The 15916-nt window shown below is 49.6% G+C and carries 21 protein-coding genes and 1 pseudogene; 8 read left to right on the top strand and 14 right to left on the bottom strand.

Annotated features, from left to right (window positions below; all coding sequences use genetic code 11):
* Positions 1-425: 425 nt before the first annotated feature.
* Both V7K48_RS11415 and V7K48_RS11410 read right to left on the bottom strand, forming a co-directional pair.
* Positions 426-569, bottom strand: coding sequence for a hypothetical protein (locus V7K48_RS11415; protein WP_335072437.1), 144 nt, complete (start codon positions 567-569; stop codon positions 426-428).
* Positions 570-577: 8 nt separating this feature from the next.
* Positions 578-1039 (bottom strand): hypothetical protein, encoded by a 462-nt coding sequence (locus V7K48_RS11410; RefSeq protein ID WP_335072435.1) that lies wholly within the window; start codon positions 1037-1039, stop codon positions 578-580.
* Between the two features lie 865 nt (positions 1040-1904).
* Here V7K48_RS11410 and V7K48_RS11405 point away from each other — a divergent pair.
* From V7K48_RS11405 to V7K48_RS11390, 4 genes are all read left to right on the top strand, one after another.
* A complete protein-coding gene (locus V7K48_RS11405; RefSeq protein WP_335072433.1) occupies positions 1905-2186 on the top strand; it encodes a hypothetical protein in 282 nt (93 codons plus the stop codon).
* Between the two features lie 93 nt (positions 2187-2279).
* Positions 2280-2495: a hypothetical protein gene (locus V7K48_RS11400; protein WP_335072431.1), complete on the top strand. Its 216-nt coding sequence runs from the start codon at positions 2280-2282 to the stop codon at positions 2493-2495.
* Between the two features lie 83 nt (positions 2496-2578).
* Positions 2579-3583, top strand: a complete 1005-nt coding sequence (locus V7K48_RS11395; protein WP_335072429.1) for a tyrosine-type recombinase/integrase — start codon at positions 2579-2581, stop codon at positions 3581-3583.
* Positions 3570-3833 (top strand): Imm1 family immunity protein, encoded by a 264-nt coding sequence (locus tag V7K48_RS11390; RefSeq protein WP_335072427.1) that lies wholly within the window; start codon positions 3570-3572, stop codon positions 3831-3833. Before V7K48_RS11395 ends, V7K48_RS11390 begins: the two co-directional genes overlap by 14 nt.
* Positions 3834-4090: 257 nt before the next feature.
* Here the strand turns inward: V7K48_RS11390 and V7K48_RS11385 are convergent, their stop codons facing one another.
* From V7K48_RS11385 to V7K48_RS11330, 12 genes are all read right to left on the bottom strand, one after another.
* Positions 4091-4834, bottom strand: a complete 744-nt coding sequence (locus tag V7K48_RS11385; protein WP_335072425.1) for an SDR family oxidoreductase — start codon at positions 4832-4834, stop codon at positions 4091-4093.
* Positions 4835-4938: 104 nt separating this feature from the next.
* Entirely contained in the window at positions 4939-5934 is a 996-nt protein-coding gene (locus tag V7K48_RS11380; protein WP_335072423.1) for an aldo/keto reductase, read from the bottom strand.
* Between the two features lie 22 nt (positions 5935-5956).
* The gene (locus V7K48_RS11375) at positions 5957-7216 is read right to left on the bottom strand and encodes an arabinose transporter (protein ID WP_335072421.1); all 1260 of its coding nucleotides are present in this window, start codon (positions 7214-7216) and stop codon (positions 5957-5959) included.
* 51 nt (positions 7217-7267) lie between these two features.
* Positions 7268-7987, bottom strand: coding sequence for a carboxymuconolactone decarboxylase family protein (locus V7K48_RS11370; protein ID WP_335072419.1), 720 nt, complete (start codon positions 7985-7987; stop codon positions 7268-7270).
* A 181-nt stretch (positions 7988-8168) separates the two neighbouring features.
* Entirely contained in the window at positions 8169-8939 is a 771-nt protein-coding gene (locus tag V7K48_RS11365; protein WP_335072417.1) for an SDR family oxidoreductase, read from the bottom strand.
* Positions 8940-9055: 116 nt separating this feature from the next.
* A complete protein-coding gene (locus V7K48_RS11360) occupies positions 9056-9529 on the bottom strand; it encodes a (R)-mandelonitrile lyase (protein WP_335072415.1) in 474 nt (157 codons plus the stop codon).
* A gap of 330 nt (positions 9530-9859) precedes the next feature.
* Positions 9860-10210, bottom strand: a complete 351-nt coding sequence (locus tag V7K48_RS11355) for a cyclophilin-like fold protein (RefSeq protein ID WP_335072413.1) — start codon at positions 10208-10210, stop codon at positions 9860-9862.
* Positions 10211-10241: 31 nt separating this feature from the next.
* Entirely contained in the window at positions 10242-10829 is a 588-nt protein-coding gene (locus V7K48_RS11350; RefSeq protein ID WP_335072412.1) for a TMEM175 family protein, read from the bottom strand.
* Positions 10830-10839: 10 nt separating this feature from the next.
* Complete coding sequence (locus V7K48_RS11345; RefSeq protein WP_335072410.1) at positions 10840-10962, bottom strand: hypothetical protein; 123 nt, start codon at positions 10960-10962, stop codon at positions 10840-10842.
* Positions 10947-11432 (bottom strand): lipocalin-like domain-containing protein, encoded by a 486-nt coding sequence (locus V7K48_RS11340; RefSeq protein ID WP_335072408.1) that lies wholly within the window; start codon positions 11430-11432, stop codon positions 10947-10949. The genes V7K48_RS11345 and V7K48_RS11340 overlap by 16 nt, the downstream gene beginning before the upstream one ends.
* Positions 11433-11535: 103 nt before the next feature.
* Complete coding sequence (locus tag V7K48_RS11335) at positions 11536-12531, bottom strand: aldo/keto reductase (RefSeq protein ID WP_335072406.1); 996 nt, start codon at positions 12529-12531, stop codon at positions 11536-11538.
* A gap of 51 nt (positions 12532-12582) precedes the next feature.
* Entirely contained in the window at positions 12583-13005 is a 423-nt protein-coding gene (locus V7K48_RS11330; protein WP_335072404.1) for a (R)-mandelonitrile lyase, read from the bottom strand.
* A 382-nt stretch (positions 13006-13387) separates the two neighbouring features.
* On the opposite strand from V7K48_RS11330, the gene V7K48_RS11325 reads away from it, so the two are divergent.
* The 4 genes and pseudogenes from V7K48_RS11325 to V7K48_RS11310 all read left to right on the top strand — a co-directional run bounded on the left by V7K48_RS11325 (position 13388) and on the right by V7K48_RS11310 (position 15766).
* Complete coding sequence (locus V7K48_RS11325) at positions 13388-14371, top strand: AraC family transcriptional regulator (protein ID WP_335072474.1); 984 nt, start codon at positions 13388-13390, stop codon at positions 14369-14371.
* A gap of 11 nt (positions 14372-14382) precedes the next feature.
* A pseudogene (locus tag V7K48_RS11320) lies at positions 14383-14607 on the top strand (IS4 family transposase); the annotation flags it as partial.
* A gap of 10 nt (positions 14608-14617) precedes the next feature.
* Positions 14618-14779, top strand: a complete 162-nt coding sequence (locus tag V7K48_RS11315; protein ID WP_335072402.1) for a hypothetical protein — start codon at positions 14618-14620, stop codon at positions 14777-14779.
* A gap of 480 nt (positions 14780-15259) precedes the next feature.
* The gene (locus V7K48_RS11310; RefSeq protein WP_335072400.1) at positions 15260-15766 is read left to right on the top strand and encodes an IS1/IS1595 family N-terminal zinc-binding domain-containing protein; all 507 of its coding nucleotides are present in this window, start codon (positions 15260-15262) and stop codon (positions 15764-15766) included.
* Positions 15767-15916 lie beyond the last annotated feature (150 nt).

Below are 15916 nucleotides of genomic sequence, written 5' to 3'. Positions count from 1 at the left end.
TATTCTCACGCTATACCCTGTCTACACTGTCTACACTTTTTACAACCCGTCACGGAGGGGCGTAGACGCCGAAAAACCCACTGAGAGCGGGTTTTGGGCAACTGTAGACGCCACCAGTGAACCCACCAAAAACGCCCAAAAACCTGATTTCCAAGGCTTTTGGGCGTCTACAGTTGAGCTATAGCCGAATGGCACTAAGAAAAGCGGAAACGCTTATCAATTAAGCAGTTTGTAATTGTTTACGTAATTCATGCGGTTCCTATTTTTGAAACATCTCTCCTTGATGCCCGATAAATTTCGCTGCGTCTGTAAATCACAGTTAGCGATCGCCTGACTCTCACTCATCTGATTACTGCTCAATGGCATTAAATGTAATCCTTATTTCTCATAGCTTATAGCTTTTCTTAGTGCCATTCAGCTATAGCCTACTTCTCCAATTCCTTGATAAAAGCCTCTATTGCCTTCCCCGCCGCCGACTGCCTACCCATTTTCAGTTTGCCGAGAGTGCGATCGCGTATTGCCTGATAATCTGGCGGTGCCGCGCGTTCGCACTGCCTAGAAGCCTCCAAATCAGCTTCTAGTTCTTCGACTTTCCCAAAGTTACAGATAACTGCCTCTGTAACTCTTCAATCTGCATCTGTAACTGTTTTGCTGACTCATTAGTTACAGACATTTTATCTGTAACAACTGAGGTAGTTACAGGTATTTTCTCTGTAACTTTCCTCTGTAACTTGTCAGTCAGTTTTTGGGCGATCGCTTCCAGATTGTCAACCGTTAAATCGTGGTCAAGCCCTACATAGCATTTGGCCAGCTTACCGCTCGACTTCCGGTAAGCGTACCAGTAGAAAGCATCGCCCTTGGTGCTTTTCTCTTTTCGTACCGTGTAGGCCGGCTCGGTACTTTTGGGAACGTACCGGAATGATTCAGCGTTTCCTAGCCACGAGAGCCAGCGTTCCCAGTCGTTGCATAAATCGAGCGTTCCCTTACTCGTTTCTATAATGCCTTGCGCCACCGATGGCAGTGATGGTTGTCTCCCCATTTGACCTCTGTAACTATCATACCTGTAACTATCATACCTGTAACTAGACAATAGTTACATAGAGAGTTCGGTGATAGTTACCTACTTTTATCTTTCACTAAATAATAGTTACATAAAATTTGATGATAGTTACCTATAGATAGGTAATTATTTATAGGTAACTAGGTGACAGTTACAGATATTTAATAGTATACTTAGTATAGTTACAGAGATAAAAGAAAGCTAATCAAACAAAGACTTTCATGCCTGTTTATGTAACTAAGTTCAAAGGGCGATCGCCCGACTACCAATCAACGCGATCGCCCAATCATTCACCCCGTAGGAGTAAAAGATGATTCTTAATTGTGCCACTTGCCCTTTTTTTCAGCAATCGGTCAACATCCAAAAAATTGGATTCTGCCAGCGCCATGAGGAGGTAGTTAGAGGTTGCGATCGTTCGTGTAAGAGCGCCCAAGTCATAAAAATATAGTTTGAACGTCCGCAAAGTCAGTTCGATCGCTAGGAACAATTGTTCCTAGCGATCGAACTGCTAACAATAGCTAACAAATAATGACAAACGAAACAGCCCAACTACTCGCATCCCTCACGCCCGCAGCAGCAGCTACTCAGCCTTATCCTGGACAGCATGAACTTTCCCCTTGCTGGGATTGCACAACGATGTAGGAAGCTGCAAAATTTACTGCAATCGTCAGCATGGATCGCTCTGGTACTCGCTGATTAATCTGACTTTTCACGGGATGTGGAAAAGGTTATTTTGAGGGTTTCTCAAACCCTAACTTTTACGTTACCTATTTTCATTAACTTAGAGTTATTGAGAATTAGACTGTGGAAAAAGCCACGCTGTTTCGTGGTTTGAGGACTTACCGTGAAAAGTCAGCTGATTAATGGGGAAGCGATCGCGGTTAAGGCAACGGCCTTGACTGGATACCTGCTTTCTTTGCGCTTTGAGAAATGCGATCGCCGGGGAAAAGAGGTACACAAATTACTTACTACCATCGAGGCGGACAGGCTCTACATCCTGGAAAGTGGGCATGACACCCACTTTAGTAAAGGGCGAATGGCACTAAGAAAAGGGAAAATCGTTGAGGCAGCAGGGGTGCAGAGGAGCAGAGGAGCAGAGGAGCAGGGGAGAAACAAGAAGTTTTAGGTATTGCGTTCGGATATTTAGAAATTCCCCTCTGCACCCTTGCACCCCTGCCCCTCTGCAATCCTTACGCTGTATACTCTTCAGCTTAACTTAGTGCCATTCGCATCTGTGGCAGCCCTCACCCCTCAACAGCTGCTACAGCCCGTGACCATCCAGCCATCCCCAGGCGACGATGAGAGCGTGTTATTTTGCCGCGTGTGGCTTGGAAACGAACAAATCAAAGCCGGCTACGACGATGCAACCGACTGGAGGACCACCGCTCATCATGCGATCGCAGTAGTAAAGGCAGTGCGAGAGATGCCATTTTAAAAAATGGAACAATACCCCGTCACCGCGACGGGGTTTAATAAAACCTGGGTGTTCTCGGAAACAGCGATTATCGCGAACTAATTATGAGTACAAACGAACTAGAGAGTGAACTGTCTATTGAAGTTTTACAAGCCTCCCTTGATGCCAAAATTGGAGATAGCTTCTATACCCTCGACACTGACCCTGACGTGCTATCACAACTTTTGGCAGACAAGCGATCCGAAAATACCCGCCTAGCCTATGAAAAAGATATCAATGATTTTCTCAAGGTAATGACGGGCAAGCCTGCCACACCTGATGTTGTGCTGGAGTTTCTCCACCTTGAGCAAAAGCAGGCGATCTCTGTGGTGTTGAAGTACAAAGCACAAATGATCCGCAAGGGATTAAAGGAAGCCACTGTTAACCGGCGACTGGCAGCGCTCAAAAGTCTGGTAGTGACCGGGCGGAAGTTGGGTGTGTGCGACTTCAGTCTAGAAGATGTAGAAAGCGAACGGGTGCAAAAGTACCGTGATACATCTGGAATTGACCGGGCAACATTTGAAGTGATTCTCAACCAGTGCAATTTATCCACCGCCAAGGGTAAGCGTGACTATGCCTTACTCCGGCTGCTTTGGGGGAATGCTTTGAGGCGTAACGAGGTCAGCCAGTTGAATATTAGTGATTTTGATCCTGAGACTAAAACACTGCGAATCTTGGGTAAGGGAAGGGGAACTCAGACTGAGGTAATCGACCTGGGAACGGGCACGGTGCAAGCAATTAATCAATGGTTAGCAACTAAAGCCAATGTGCAGGACGATTCCCCGTTATTCGTGTCACTGGACTATGCCAATGCTGGCCACAGGCTAACCGGGGACGGCATCCGCAAAATGCTAGTAAAACTATGCAACAAAGCAGGCATCAAAAAGCAGATGTCACCTCACCGCATCCGCCACAGTGCAATTACCGCCGCCCTTGATGCCACTGATGGAAACGTGCGGAAAGTTCAAAAACTCAGCCGTCACCGCAAGCTTGATACTTTAATGATTTATGACGATAACCGCCACAAGGATCAGCGTGACATTACCCAGTTGCTTGATGAGATGTTTTAGAGATAATAAAAAACTTCTTGTTTACCAAGCGAAAATTACGGGGCTAAATGAGAGTTTTCATTATCTTGTTGACCCATCTAAATCAGATATGGATGAATTCGTGATAGTTGGGGGACAAGAAGGTGTTTATCCGGCTAAGTCCTGCGTAGACTTGAATACAACCCTTAAAGCTGCCAAAGCTTTTGCAGAGCTTGGGACAATGGAAGAATTAGTTAATTGGGAAAAAGATGAAGTTTTTGAGCGAGTATAACAAATAGTCATCGCGGCGGGGAGTGGATATCCGTTTTCCGCGAAAACGGACGCACAGAAGACAGATGAAACACCCCCTCAACAGCAAATGCCTAAAAAGTCTTCCCAACGTGTCGGACAACGCAAACCCAAACGAGATACTGTAGGACTTGAGTGAACATCAAAAAATTCAGTATTCAACCACGTCTTTTTGCCCTGCGCGAGCAGTCGGCATTGCTGCACGAGCCGCCCCTGAAACTGTACAAAGCCAGGGGGAGCTTACAGCGCCTGGCTCGTGGGTCGGAACAGGATCTCGTTCACGTCCACGTCCTCCGGCTGGCTCATGGCGAAGGCGACCGCCCGCGCGAACGAATCGGCAGGAATCGCGATCTCATAGGACTTGCGGACTTTTTCGGCGACGTCCGGCTCGGTCACGCTGTTCGGCAGTTCCGTGGCTACCGCACCTGGCGAGATTACCGTCGTGCGGATGTTGTAGGGCTTCACTTCTTGGCGCAGCCCTTCAGATAGGGCCCGCACGGCGTGCTTGGTCGCCGCATAGACCGCGAAGCCGGGCCCGACCTTATGGCCAGCCACAGAAGAGACATTGATGATATGCCCGGCTTTCTGCTGCTGCATATACGGCAGCGCCGCAGCAATGCCGTACAGAACCCCCTTTATGTTCACATCGATCGTCCGGTTCCATTCATCGACTTTGAGGCGCTCAAGTGGTGCCTGCGGCATCAGCCCGGCGTTGTTGATTATCACATCAATACGCCCATATGTCTGCACGGCTGCATCGACCAGTCTCTTCACCTGGTCGCAGTTGGTGACATCTGTAGTTACGGCGAGTGCTTTGCCGCCACTGCTAGACACCTCGTCTGCTAATGACTGGAGGCGGTCGGTGCGCCGGGCACCCAGCACAACGATTGCGCTCTGCGCGGAGAGAAGCCGAGCGGTTGCTTCGCCCAGCCCGCTGCTTGCGCCCGTAATGACGACGACCTTGTCCTTGATAGCTTGTGTCATATCTTTTCCTTCTTTGAAGTTTCCTCTCGATGCCGCTGTGTCAAAGCAAGCAGGGGAAGTGACTAAGGGGCGGTTATGCCAGTCCTAGAGACTGCAATCGATGCTCAGCGATCAATCATTTGCTCCATCTTTTCGGGGTATCTCGCCCCTTGTACCGTGATTCTTGAGGCAACGTCATTGATGTTACGCAGATCGTCAGACGTGAGTTCAATCGAGGCTGTGCCGATGTTTTCCTCTAGACGATACAGCTTCGTGGTGCCTGGGATTGGCACAATCCAAGGCTTCTGAGCCAGCAGCCAGGCAAGCGCGATTTGAGCCGGAGTCGCCTGCTTCTGTTCAGCAATCTTGCCAAGTAGATCAACCAAAACCTGATTCGCTTTCCGAGCTTCCGACGAAAAGCGCGGGATGGTGTTGCGGAAGTCGGAACTATCGAACGTCGTGGTTTCGTTGATCTTGCCCGTGAGGAATCCTTTACCTAAAGGGCTAAACGGAACAAATCCGATTCCGAGTTCTTCGATCGTCGGTAATATCTCCGCTTCAGGCTCCCTCCACCACAGCGAGTATTCACTTTGGAGTGCCGTCACGGGCTGAACTGCATGGGCGCGACGAATCGTTTGCACGCCGGCTTCAGAGAGTCCAAAGTGCTTCACCTTACCTGACCCAATCAATTCCTTCACCGCTCCAGCCACGTCTTCAATCGGCACGTTCGGGTCAACTCGATGCTGATAGAGCAGATCGATCGCCTCGACTTTGAGCCGTTTGAGCGAACCTTCCACCGCTTGCTTGATATGTTCGGGTCGGCTATCCAACTCACTCCATCTTGATTCGCCGTTGTCAGCAGGTCTGAACCCGAACTTAGTGGCGATCGCTACTTGGTTGCGGAAGGGAGCGAGAGCTTCGCCCACAAGTTCTTCATTGGTGAATGGACCGTAAACTTCTGCGGTATCGAAAAACGTAATGCCGCGATCAACGGCTGACCGAATCAATGAAATCATCTCCTCCTTATCGGCAGGCGGACCATAGGAAAAGCTCATTCCCATGCAGCCCAGCCCGATCGCTGAAACTTCTAAATTGCTGTTTCCAAGTTTTCTTTTCTGCATTTGCTTTTCTTCCTAAATTATTCTAGAGACCTGATTTAAAGCGATTGCTTGATGTCCTCCGTCCTGGAAGTCCCGTTGTCCGATGATGTCGTCGGGTAATCGTTGGTGGCTTTAGCATCCGCACGACGACAACTCCAGCGCTCAATACAACCAGCGTGCTGACGAGGAACACCGCGCTCAAGTTGCCCCCGCTCGCGACCAATCCTAATGCAGGGCTGGCAAGTCCCAGCGACAGATCGAGAAAAGCGGTGTAGGCTCCCATCGCAAGTCCACGACTTGACGCCGGGACACGACGCAGTGCTTCTACGCCTAAACCAGGGTAAACGAGCGAGTAGCCAAGACCAGTGAGGGTCGCCCCAAACAACGCCAATGTAGCCCCAGGCGCGAGCCAGATCAGCGCTTGACCGATCGCTTCGATTAGGATGCAGACCAACGCGACCTTAGCACCACCAATCTTGTCCGGCAAGTGACCGAAGGCAACGCGCCCGACGATGAAGGCGATGCTTAGAAGGGTAAAGGCGAGCCAGGCTTGTCCCCACCCATGTTGTGCAAACAACAGCACAATGAACGTTGCGATCGCGCCGAAGCCAACGCCACTGAGCGCCAAACCGAGACCCGGTACCCAAACAGCACTCATTACTCTGGTGAATGCAGGGCGGGTCTGGGGCATCGATGGAACAGCTTGGCACGGCGCGACGAGCAGCAGGGTGACGAGCGGGATTAGGGTGGTGGTAATCGCGATCGCCACAAAACCGTATTGGGCGTATAGGGTAGTGCCAACCGGAGCGCCGACCGCAAACGCGGCATAGAGGGCCGTTCCAACCCATGCCATGACTTTGCCTGTGTTCTGCGAACCCAAGAGCGCAAGTCCCCAACTCAGCGCTCCTGTGATGATGAAGCTCTCCGCCACACCGAGCAGCGCCCGACCCATCAGTAGAATTGTGACCGAAGTTTCAGGCTTGCCAACGAAGCGAAGCGATAGCAGGTAGAACAGCCCGGATGCAACTGCAATCAGCAGTCCAGCAACAACGGCGCGTTTGGCTCCCCGGCTGTCGGCGTAGTAGCCTGCCCACATCCGCGAAAGCAGCGATGCCGTAAATTGGCTACCAGCAACAAGACCGACTACGAAGGTGCTGAGTCCTAGTCCTTGGTGGACGTGAAGTGGGAGTACTGGCAGCGCCAGACCAATGACGAGGTATGCAATGAAGACCACTCCGATAATCGGCAGCAGTACTGCCACGGAGGGAGGAGTCGTAGATGTCCGAGAAGCTTTATTGAACATAGAACTGGGCACGTTAAGGGCTGGGGTATAGCTTGGAGCCTTTATTGAGACCTATTTATTGCTTAAAACCTTATCCAATACTTCAACAGCATTATCGGCTTCAGGCTTGCCGACTTTGGACTTGAGAACGGATACGAGACTGTTCATCTGTGCCTTGGTCAGTCCAGTATTCATGCCGATTCTAAAATGTGCTTGCAGTTGGGAGTTGACACCTTTCATGCTCGAAAGAGCTGCAATGGTCGCAATCTCTCTACTTTGAAAGTCCAGGTTGTCGCGCCCGAAGATGTCTGCGAACAGGTGACTTTTCAAAAACTGATCGATGGCGGGAGCAAAAGTATAGATTTCCCCAGCAACCGGACTTCCGGAAAGGCGCGTCTGAATTTCTGTTCCAAGTTCGAGACGACTTTTATCGGTAGAAAGTGGGCTTGCTTCCCTGCCCGCTGTGTCCTTGATTCCCTTTGCCTCCCTTGCTTTCAGAACGCTCATGAAGGCGTTGAGGGCGTTTAGACTGCGCGGGAATCCCGCATAAGCATACAGTTGAACCAAAACCTCCTTGATCTCATTTACCGTCAAGCCAGCATCAAGCCCTTCATTTAGGGCAGTAGACAGATGTTCCATATCGCCGTTAGCGGTAAGGGCGGCGATGGTGACGATGCTTTGTTGTGGTGCGTTTAAAGTTTGCTCGTTGTTCATTGTTTGTGCATCCGACATGCATGAAAGGTTAAATATTATTACAGACACCAGTGTCAAGAACACGATGAGCTTTTTCATCAAAACTGCCTCCTTATTTGCCACTGCCACCGAGTCGTGGCGAACGGTTCTTTTTGGTCTCACGCCTTTGAGAGGATGGAACGGGCGCATAAGGTGACAAGGATCGTCAGCGCCGTCTGGCGTGATCTCCACTATTTGTCGCGTTCACTGCAACGGTGTCTACGCTTGGCGACAAACATCACTACACCGTTTGACCGCCATCGACGACCAGGGCGTGCCCGACGACGAAGGAGGACGCATCCGAACACAGCCAGACGACGGCATTGGCGATTTCTTCGGGCTGTCCCATCCTTCCAATCGGCTCCTCTGAGACCACCTTTTGGCGGCCTTCGGGAGTGCCGCCGGTAAAGCGATCCATCATCGACGTGTCGATATAGCCAGGACACACGGCGTTGATGCGGATGTTCTGCGAGGCGTAGTCGAGGGCCGCCGCTTTGGTGAGGCCGATCACGCCATGTTTCGCGGCGGTGTAGGCGAGGTTGCCTTTGATCCCAATGATCCCAGCGCCCGAAGAGGTGTTCACGATCGCGCCGCCACCTTGCTTGAGCATCAGCGGGATTTCGTGCTTCAGGCATAGAAAGACACTCCGCAGGTCGGTGTTGACGATGCGATCCCATTCCGCCTCGTCCAGTTCCGCAGCCGGAGCCTTCTTCTGTTCAACACCGGCATTGTTAAAAGCAAAGTCCAGCCGCCCGAAAGTTTCGATGGTCTTGGAAAGAGCCGCCGTCACGTCCTCGGTTCGCGTCACATCACACTTGACGGCAAGCACTTGTCCGCCGAGGTCTTCGATCATGCGCGCCGTTTCTTGATTGCCCTGTTCTGAAACGTCGGCAACTACCACATTAGCGCCCTCACGTGCAAACGCCAGCGCCGTAGCTCGACCGATGCCGTTCGCTGCTCCAGTCACAAACGCAACTTTTCCTGTGTAGTTTCCATTCTCGTTCGTTGTCATTTTTTACTCCTTGGGTTGTTTATTCGGGAAGTTTTTATCAGGATTTCCACGATTTATTACCGGGTATTAGAGCCAAAAACGTGCATCTCGACTCCCAAAAATTTCGGATACGGAGATCACTTGCGGTATTGCTCATCACTGACCTGTTCCATCCAATCCACATTCTTGCCGTCAAGCTGTTCCTGAAGGGCAATGTGCGTCATGACTGTGGTGGCTGTAGCTCCGTGCCAGTGTTTCACTCCTGGCGGAATTTGAACCACATCACCGGGTCTGATTTCCTGAATGGGTCTGCCCCATTGCTGGACATATCCAGATCCAGCTGTCACAATCAGGGTTTGCCCCAACGGATGAGTATGCCATGCGGTCCGCGCACCAGGCTCGAACGTAACACTACCGCCTGACATGCGTGATGGATCACGTGCTGAGAACAAGGGGTCGATGCGGACGGAACCTGTAAAGTTTTCGGCTGGTCCTTTAGTGGAAGGCTGCGAACCATTTCGCCTAACCTCTACTGTTTGTGCGCGACCGCCAGATGGTACTTGGGTCTGACCCGCCTGAGCGTGTACCAAAGCAAGCAGAGAAAATGACATGATAGTCGTCGCGAGTAGTTTCATTTCCTTCCTCCGTGTTTATATTTAGTGATGTAAAGCCTCACCACCGCAGGCTTGGGTCGCCGTGGACTTGATAATGGCGCTTCTCGTGCGATCACGCTTAACGAAGCGTCAGTTTTAGATAGTCGCCGTATCAATTACGTACCTGTAACGTGCTTCTTTATTGACGACTTTTCTCCAGGCTTCGTTGACTTCATTAGCTCTTATCACCTGAATAGCCGGATAAATTTTCTTCTCAAAATCTTGTTTGCTCGATTCATGCTACGTACTCCTTTGCTGACGACATGACCATTTCTGACCTTCATGTTTCTACTGAGCAAGCTCGATTGTCATTTCTACAGAGCCAGGTACATTAAATGCCTCTACGCCAGAATCTATTTTTCCAAGGATAACGAGTCCGTTTGCATACCCAAAGTCTCTATAAAATATCGCCAAATTTCCCCAGGGAGCATAATAAGCAATATCTCCAATAGCAGGATCACTACCTGAGGGAGCATCTTCTGTAGATAACCTTTCTGGCAGATCACTGATTTTTTCGGTTCTCGCGTAATCTTCTAAGGTTAGAGTTAACGGCAGCAGGGAAATAAAATCCTGAGTGGTTTTGTTATCGTTCAAGGTGGCTGTAACGGTTTTGTCTTTGACTTTTATGCTTATTTTCATAACCAATTGTTGGTTTTTGCAGTCCGTCTTTTCATTGAAACCGAATTAGATTTGGCACAAAATAAAGCACTGGAACGAGAAGAAAACAGCCTAATGACAGATAGACATTCACAAATACTAAAAAAATTGATAGCACGTAGATGATGATCGCAGGAATGCTGTTTCTTGGTCCCAGAACTTTTGCGGATTCATGATCAACGGTGAAAAGCCCTCTATAGCTTGCGTAGCCTCTTAATCCATATATAGCCAATGTACTGATAAGCGAATTTACACCATACAAAAGAATCGGAAATTGATCAGTTGGATGATCGCCAACAAAAGCAGTTGGAAATGGAAGAAAACAAATCGATAACAAGAAAAGGTTGTTCAACCAGACCAGTCCGAGCGGCACACTGCGTAAATGGCGGAAAAAATAATGATGATTCACCCAATAAATAGAAACCATTACAAAAGACAGCACGAAACTGACAAATTTCGGAATCAGCGGTGCCATTGCGGCGGCATACTGACCAAAGCTGGAATGGTCGGCAATCTCTGGGACGTGCAATTCGAGAACAAGCAGGGTCATTACGATCGCAAAAACCCCATCGCTGAAACTTTCAACTCTATCCTTTGACATGAGTGATGAGTTATTTGGATTTCCCCTCATATTGACCTGTTCCATCCAGTTCACGGGCTTGCAGCAGTCGTTTGTCTCGTGTGGGTAGTTTGCTACGGTGACCAAAATGCAGATCGGTCAGTAATGTTCCCACGTAACCGACCAGTGTTCGTCTGTCCGAGACGATCTGATGATCAGGTGCCCGTCAGAAAACTGATACATGCGCGGAAGGTCCTTCCCCACCAGTGCCCGCACGTTCGCTCCCTCCACGTGATGCGTAACCGTATGCGCCGCTTCATTCACGTCGTAGCGACCGAAGGAACCCTCATACCCGCCCTGAGCATACGCTACAGGATTGTTGGATGAAGCGGACTCTGGTTTTGCATACATGACCTGCACTGACATATGTCCATCAGGCGTGTAGATCAGCGAACCCTTCGCATCCGTAATGCGCTTTAATTTCCCGTCCGCTCCTGGTTCGTCCAGCCAGAGCAAATGCCACGCTCCGACTAACGTCTCCCTGGCAGAACCAGGGCTTGCGTTTTTCCTTTCTGTGGATTGCGCCCACGAAGATCCACTGAGCGCCACAACAACTGCCAACGTCGCACAAAATAGTGCTTTCATACATGGTTCCTTTTGTTACAACTGAAATGGCATAACCCCGACTCCCAAACACGCTTCGTTCTTAGACGTATCTTCAAAGTGTTTTGCGCGAGGTGGCTGCCGTTCACCGGCCAGTCAGCTGTTCATGAAATTCCGGATACCGAGCGCCTTCTACCTTGATGTTTGAGGAGGCACTTTCAATGGCGCAAAGATCGTCCGGCGTAAGTTCAATGTCCACCGCGCCGAGGTTTTCTTCAAGGCGATGCAGCTTCGTTGTGCCGGGAATCGGAACGATCCACGGCTTCTTTGCCAGCAGCCACGCGATCGCGATCTGAGCAGGGGTCGCTCTCTTTTGTTGGGCAAATTCAGTGAGCAGATCAACCAACGCCTGATTCGCTTTACGATTCTCTGGATTAAAGCGGGGGACGGTGCTGCGGAAATCTGTATTATCGAACTTCGTATCTGCGTCGATCTTGCCTGTGAGAAAGCCCTTCCCTAGCGGGCTAAAGGGAACGAAGCCGATGCCCAATTCTTCTAGGGTCGGCAGCACTTCGGTTTCAGGGTTTCTCCACCAGAGCGAGTATTCGCTCTGAAGTGCAGTCACTGGCTGAACTGCATGGGCGCGACGGACGGTCTGTGCCCCGGCTTCCGAAAGACCGAAGTGCTTCACCTTGCCTTCTTGGATGAGGTCACTCACCGCTCCCGCTACGTCTTCAATCGGCACGTTCGGATCGACACGATGTTGGTAGAACAGATCGATAGCCTCGACCTTGAGTCGCTTGAGCGATGCCTCAGCGACCTGTTTGATGCGATCAGGCCGACTGTTTAAGACAGTCCACCTGTTCCCGTCGTCAGGTCCAGGTGCCCAACCGAACTTAGTGGCGATCGCCACTTGCCCGCAGAACGGAGCGAGGGCTTCACCCACAAGCTCTTCGTTCAAGAACGGACCGTAAACCTCAGCGGTGTCGAAGAAGGTGACACCTCGTTCAACGCCAGCACGGAGAAGGGAGATCATCTCCTGCTTGTCTTTGGGCGGCCCGTAAGACCAGCTCATGCCCATGCAGCCCAGCCCGATCGTCGAGACTTCCAGATTGCTGTTTCCAAGTTTGCGCTTTTGCATTTTTTGAACTCCTCTCTTTAAGTTAAAGGTCGGAACTGTCTTACTTCACGGTTAGCTCTGGTATTGTTCATCGCTAACCTGTTCCATCCAGTCCACGAACTTGCCATCAAGATGTTCCTGAATGGCGATGTGCGTCATCGCCGTGGTTGGTGTAGCACCGTGCCAATGCTTCTCACCCGGTGCAAACCAGATCGTGTCCCCCGGTCGAATTTGCTCGATCACACCGCCCCAGCGCTGTACAAGACCGCAGCCTGCCGTTACGATCAGGGTTTGTCCCAACGGGTGGGTATGCCATGCGGTTCGAGCGCCCGGCTCAAACGTGACACTGGCTCCAGATGTGCGGGCTGGATCGGGTGCTGAGAACAGGGGGTCAATGCGAACCGTGCTGATAAAATACTCAGCCGATCCTTTGGTGGAAGGCTGTGAGCCACTTTGTTTGATGTCCATTTTCTGAATTCCTTTACTTAATGTCATGTCAGTTGCCAGTCCAATCGGAGAAATTGAGCACTTATCACCTGCTCTGTGTAGTAGGGATGGAAATTTTTTAGGAAGCAAGGTTAGCCTTGATATCTTTTGGGTCGTCAGTCAGCGAATCTCTTGCCCTATCAAACCTGAATTGTCTCTTGGATAAAAATCCAGATGCTTACAAGAAGCCGGAATCGTTTTTCATTGCTTTAGTTTCATTGTAGGAATTCTAGAGAGCAAGCAATAAAACGATCATCTAAGATCATTGTACAATCCTGCAAACTTACACCTGTTTCGATTCAAGTCGCGATAGATTCTGTATAGGCTTGGCACTGCCAATCCTTTTCTAGAGCTTGATGTGTCCAAAAATCTGTTTGAACTGGTATTGGAAATGAACGCTGCAAAAACAAGTGAAAGGTCCGACAGGAATTTACTGAACGACCCGCAGGCAAAACGTGAGGCAGACCGAGCGCAAGCCAATCGGGACGAACTAACTGAGCGGATTGCCCAGGCAATTCGTCAGGATGGGACGATCGAGCTGCTGAAAGGATTACACCTCAAACGTTCCTCTTCACCTATGGAATTCTGTCATGGGGTCTCTATTCCTGCCTTTTGTGTGATTGCTCAGGGCAGCAAAGAAGTCCTGCTAGGCGACCATCGCTATCAGTACGACCCGATGCATTATCTACTGGCGACGGTGGAACTGCCGATTGTCAGTCAAATTCTGGAAGCGTCCAAACAGAAGCCATACCTGAGCGTTCGCCTCGATCTCGACCCCGTCCTCGTTGGTTCAGTCATGGTTGAGGCGGGCTATCCCTCTGCACAAAGAAGTGCCAGTGTCAAAGCGATCGACGTGAGTCCGCTGGATGCAAATCTGTTGGATGCCGTAGTACGGCTCGTCAGACTTCTAGATTCCCCTACTGAAGCTCATGTTCTGGCACCACTGATTAAACGGGAAATCATTTACCGACTTTTGGTAGGAGAGCAGGGGGCTCGGCTCCGTCATATTGCTGTTCTAAGTGGCTACACCCACCACATCGCTCTTGCCGTCGAGCGACTTCGTAAAGATTTTAACCAGCCACTTCGGATTGAAAGCATCGCACGAGAGCTTGGAATGAGTGTCTCAGGTTTCCACCATCACTTCAAGTCTGTCACTGCACTGAGTCCCTTGCAGTTTCAGAAGCAACTGCGGCTCCAGGAGGCTCGCCGTCTGATGCTGGGGCAAAACCTTGATGCCACCAGTGCTGCTTACCGTGTAGGCTATGACGATGCCTCACACTTCAACCGAGAGTACAAGCGGCTGTTTGGTACACCACCGATACGCGATGTGGTGCGGCTGCGAGAAGCTGTTAGGGAGACTGCTAGTTCAATATGATCTTCTCCAAACGTTGTCTTAACTATTTTTATGTTGCTCATCAAAAAGGTCTAGCTTCTGACCCTATCAAGTATTTCGCTGCGCCAGAAAATCAGGATTTAGGCATTGTTAAACGACAACGAAAACCCAACATTAAGTTAATTATCGCGCCTTTCCCTGATAAACAGCGCGGAACCGAGGAATTTTTCTTTCAAGCACCTTCTAAAATTCCCTTGACAACTATCTTACAACCTTAAGTTGTGACCAATGGTTTCTGAACAGAATGGCATTCAGAAAAGCTATAAGCTAGACTCTATAAGCATTACAGGCATTAATAGAAGAAAGCAGTGTTGGGAAGTATGCGATCGCTATTTCCCGGATTTCTCACAAGCTTTGCGATCGCTATTACCAAACCTTGATCAGGCTTGAAAAAGGGTATCTATAGATTACCCTGTCCGTGTATCCCTCAATTTTTTATTGACAGACTACTAGTAGCCAAAAAGGAGGATGTGGCTTCCCAATTGCCAAGATTGGTGTATAACCCTCTTTTATCACTTTCGGGAGAGAATAATTTGGAATGCTTACAGCATAAGACTTTTACCAAAAAACCGTGATTTCAGCCATTGTGTTAGAAAATAAACGCTCAAATGCCCGGTCTATCTACATCTCAAAATTTGGCTTTGATTTTTATTTTCCCAGAGTGACAAAACAGGGATAAGCATTTCAGCTTTTCTTAGTGCCATTCGTTTCTGAACAGATGTTCATTTCACCCTGTCACTTGCAAGTTTTTTCAAAAAGTGACTTTTTAAGGGCGATTTGGGGTTCAGCCGGGAGGTAGAGTCGAAGGGAAACTGCTATGATTTACTGCTATCTGATATCACTTAGTTGCTAGCAATAGCTGATAGCGCTATGTCTGAAAAAACCCCTGCAAGCCAAATGATTCGCGTTCCCACAGCCTTAGTTACAGCAGTGAAGGAATTGTCTACCTTACATCGCCAGGGACACACAAAGGCTATTTTGCAGGCATTACAGGAACTAATAGCAAGCTTGGGTAGCAGTGCTGCTATCAGTGAATCAGGTAGTGATAGCAGTGTTGTCATTGATGAATCAGTTTTTGATAGCAGCAAGGTGATAGCAGATATTTTAGAGCGACTAGCAGTACTGGAAGATAGAGTTGAGGCAATGCTGGAGCAGCCATCCAGGACGAAAACTAGCAATACTTTACTTGTTGACCTGGAGGAGAAAATGCAGTCTCATTCAGCGCAGCTATTACAGAATCAACAGCCGATAGCGACACCTGATATCAACGCCTGCCCTCAGTGCCAATCAACCGAGTTGAGCCGTTGGGGAAAGGACAAGCGTGGAATCAAGCAACGCTTCAAATGCAAGAACTGCGGGAAAGTCTTTGTTTTGTAGGCGATCGCTCTTAGTGGGTGGTAACGCTATCGCTGTGCTAACTGCTACTCAATAATGGCAGGACTGTGCCAAAACGGGAAAATTGTACGCTAAGGAATTAATGCAAACGCTATAACCATTGTGAGGCTTAGGTTTCAGCCATTGCTGAGA

The organism is Nostoc sp., from assembly GCF_036919615.1.
Taxonomy (GTDB): Bacteria; Cyanobacteriota; Cyanobacteriia; order Cyanobacteriales; family Nostocaceae; genus Nostoc.
Note: the sequence above shows the minus strand (reverse complement) of the source record. Positions and strands in the feature narration are given on the sequence as shown.

Excerpts from the sequence above, each read along its gene's own strand:
- V7K48_RS11410 (WP_335072435.1), bottom strand. The coding sequence starts at position 1,039 with ATGGGGAGACAACCATCACTGCCATCGGTGGCGCAAGGCATTATAGAA.
- V7K48_RS11395 (WP_335072429.1), top strand. The coding sequence starts at position 2,579 with ATGAGTACAAACGAACTAGAGAGTGAACTGTCTATTGAAGTTTTACAA.
- V7K48_RS11390 (WP_335072427.1), top strand. The coding sequence starts at position 3,570 with ATGAGATGTTTTAGAGATAATAAAAAACTTCTTGTTTACCAAGCGAAA.
- V7K48_RS11385 (WP_335072425.1), bottom strand. The coding sequence starts at position 4,834 with ATGACACAAGCTATCAAGGACAAGGTCGTCGTCATTACGGGCGCAAGC.
- V7K48_RS11380 (WP_335072423.1), bottom strand. The coding sequence starts at position 5,934 with ATGCAGAAAAGAAAACTTGGAAACAGCAATTTAGAAGTTTCAGCGATC.
- V7K48_RS11375 (WP_335072421.1), bottom strand. The coding sequence starts at position 7,216 with ATGTTCAATAAAGCTTCTCGGACATCTACGACTCCTCCCTCCGTGGCA.
- V7K48_RS11370 (WP_335072419.1), bottom strand. The coding sequence starts at position 7,987 with ATGAAAAAGCTCATCGTGTTCTTGACACTGGTGTCTGTAATAATATTT.
- V7K48_RS11365 (WP_335072417.1), bottom strand. The coding sequence starts at position 8,939 with ATGACAACGAACGAGAATGGAAACTACACAGGAAAAGTTGCGTTTGTG.
- V7K48_RS11360 (WP_335072415.1), bottom strand. The coding sequence starts at position 9,529 with ATGTCATTTTCTCTGCTTGCTTTGGTACACGCTCAGGCGGGTCAGACC.
- V7K48_RS11355 (WP_335072413.1), bottom strand. The coding sequence starts at position 10,210 with ATGAAAATAAGCATAAAAGTCAAAGACAAAACCGTTACAGCCACCTTG.
- V7K48_RS11350 (WP_335072412.1), bottom strand. The coding sequence starts at position 10,829 with ATGTCAAAGGATAGAGTTGAAAGTTTCAGCGATGGGGTTTTTGCGATC.
- V7K48_RS11340 (WP_335072408.1), bottom strand. The coding sequence starts at position 11,432 with ATGAAAGCACTATTTTGTGCGACGTTGGCAGTTGTTGTGGCGCTCAGT.
- V7K48_RS11335 (WP_335072406.1), bottom strand. The coding sequence starts at position 12,531 with ATGCAAAAGCGCAAACTTGGAAACAGCAATCTGGAAGTCTCGACGATC.
- V7K48_RS11330 (WP_335072404.1), bottom strand. The coding sequence starts at position 13,005 with ATGACATTAAGTAAAGGAATTCAGAAAATGGACATCAAACAAAGTGGC.
- V7K48_RS11325 (WP_335072474.1), top strand. The coding sequence starts at position 13,388 with ATGAACGCTGCAAAAACAAGTGAAAGGTCCGACAGGAATTTACTGAAC.
- V7K48_RS11315 (WP_335072402.1), top strand. The coding sequence starts at position 14,618 with ATGGTTTCTGAACAGAATGGCATTCAGAAAAGCTATAAGCTAGACTCT.
- V7K48_RS11310 (WP_335072400.1), top strand. The coding sequence starts at position 15,260 with ATGTCTGAAAAAACCCCTGCAAGCCAAATGATTCGCGTTCCCACAGCC.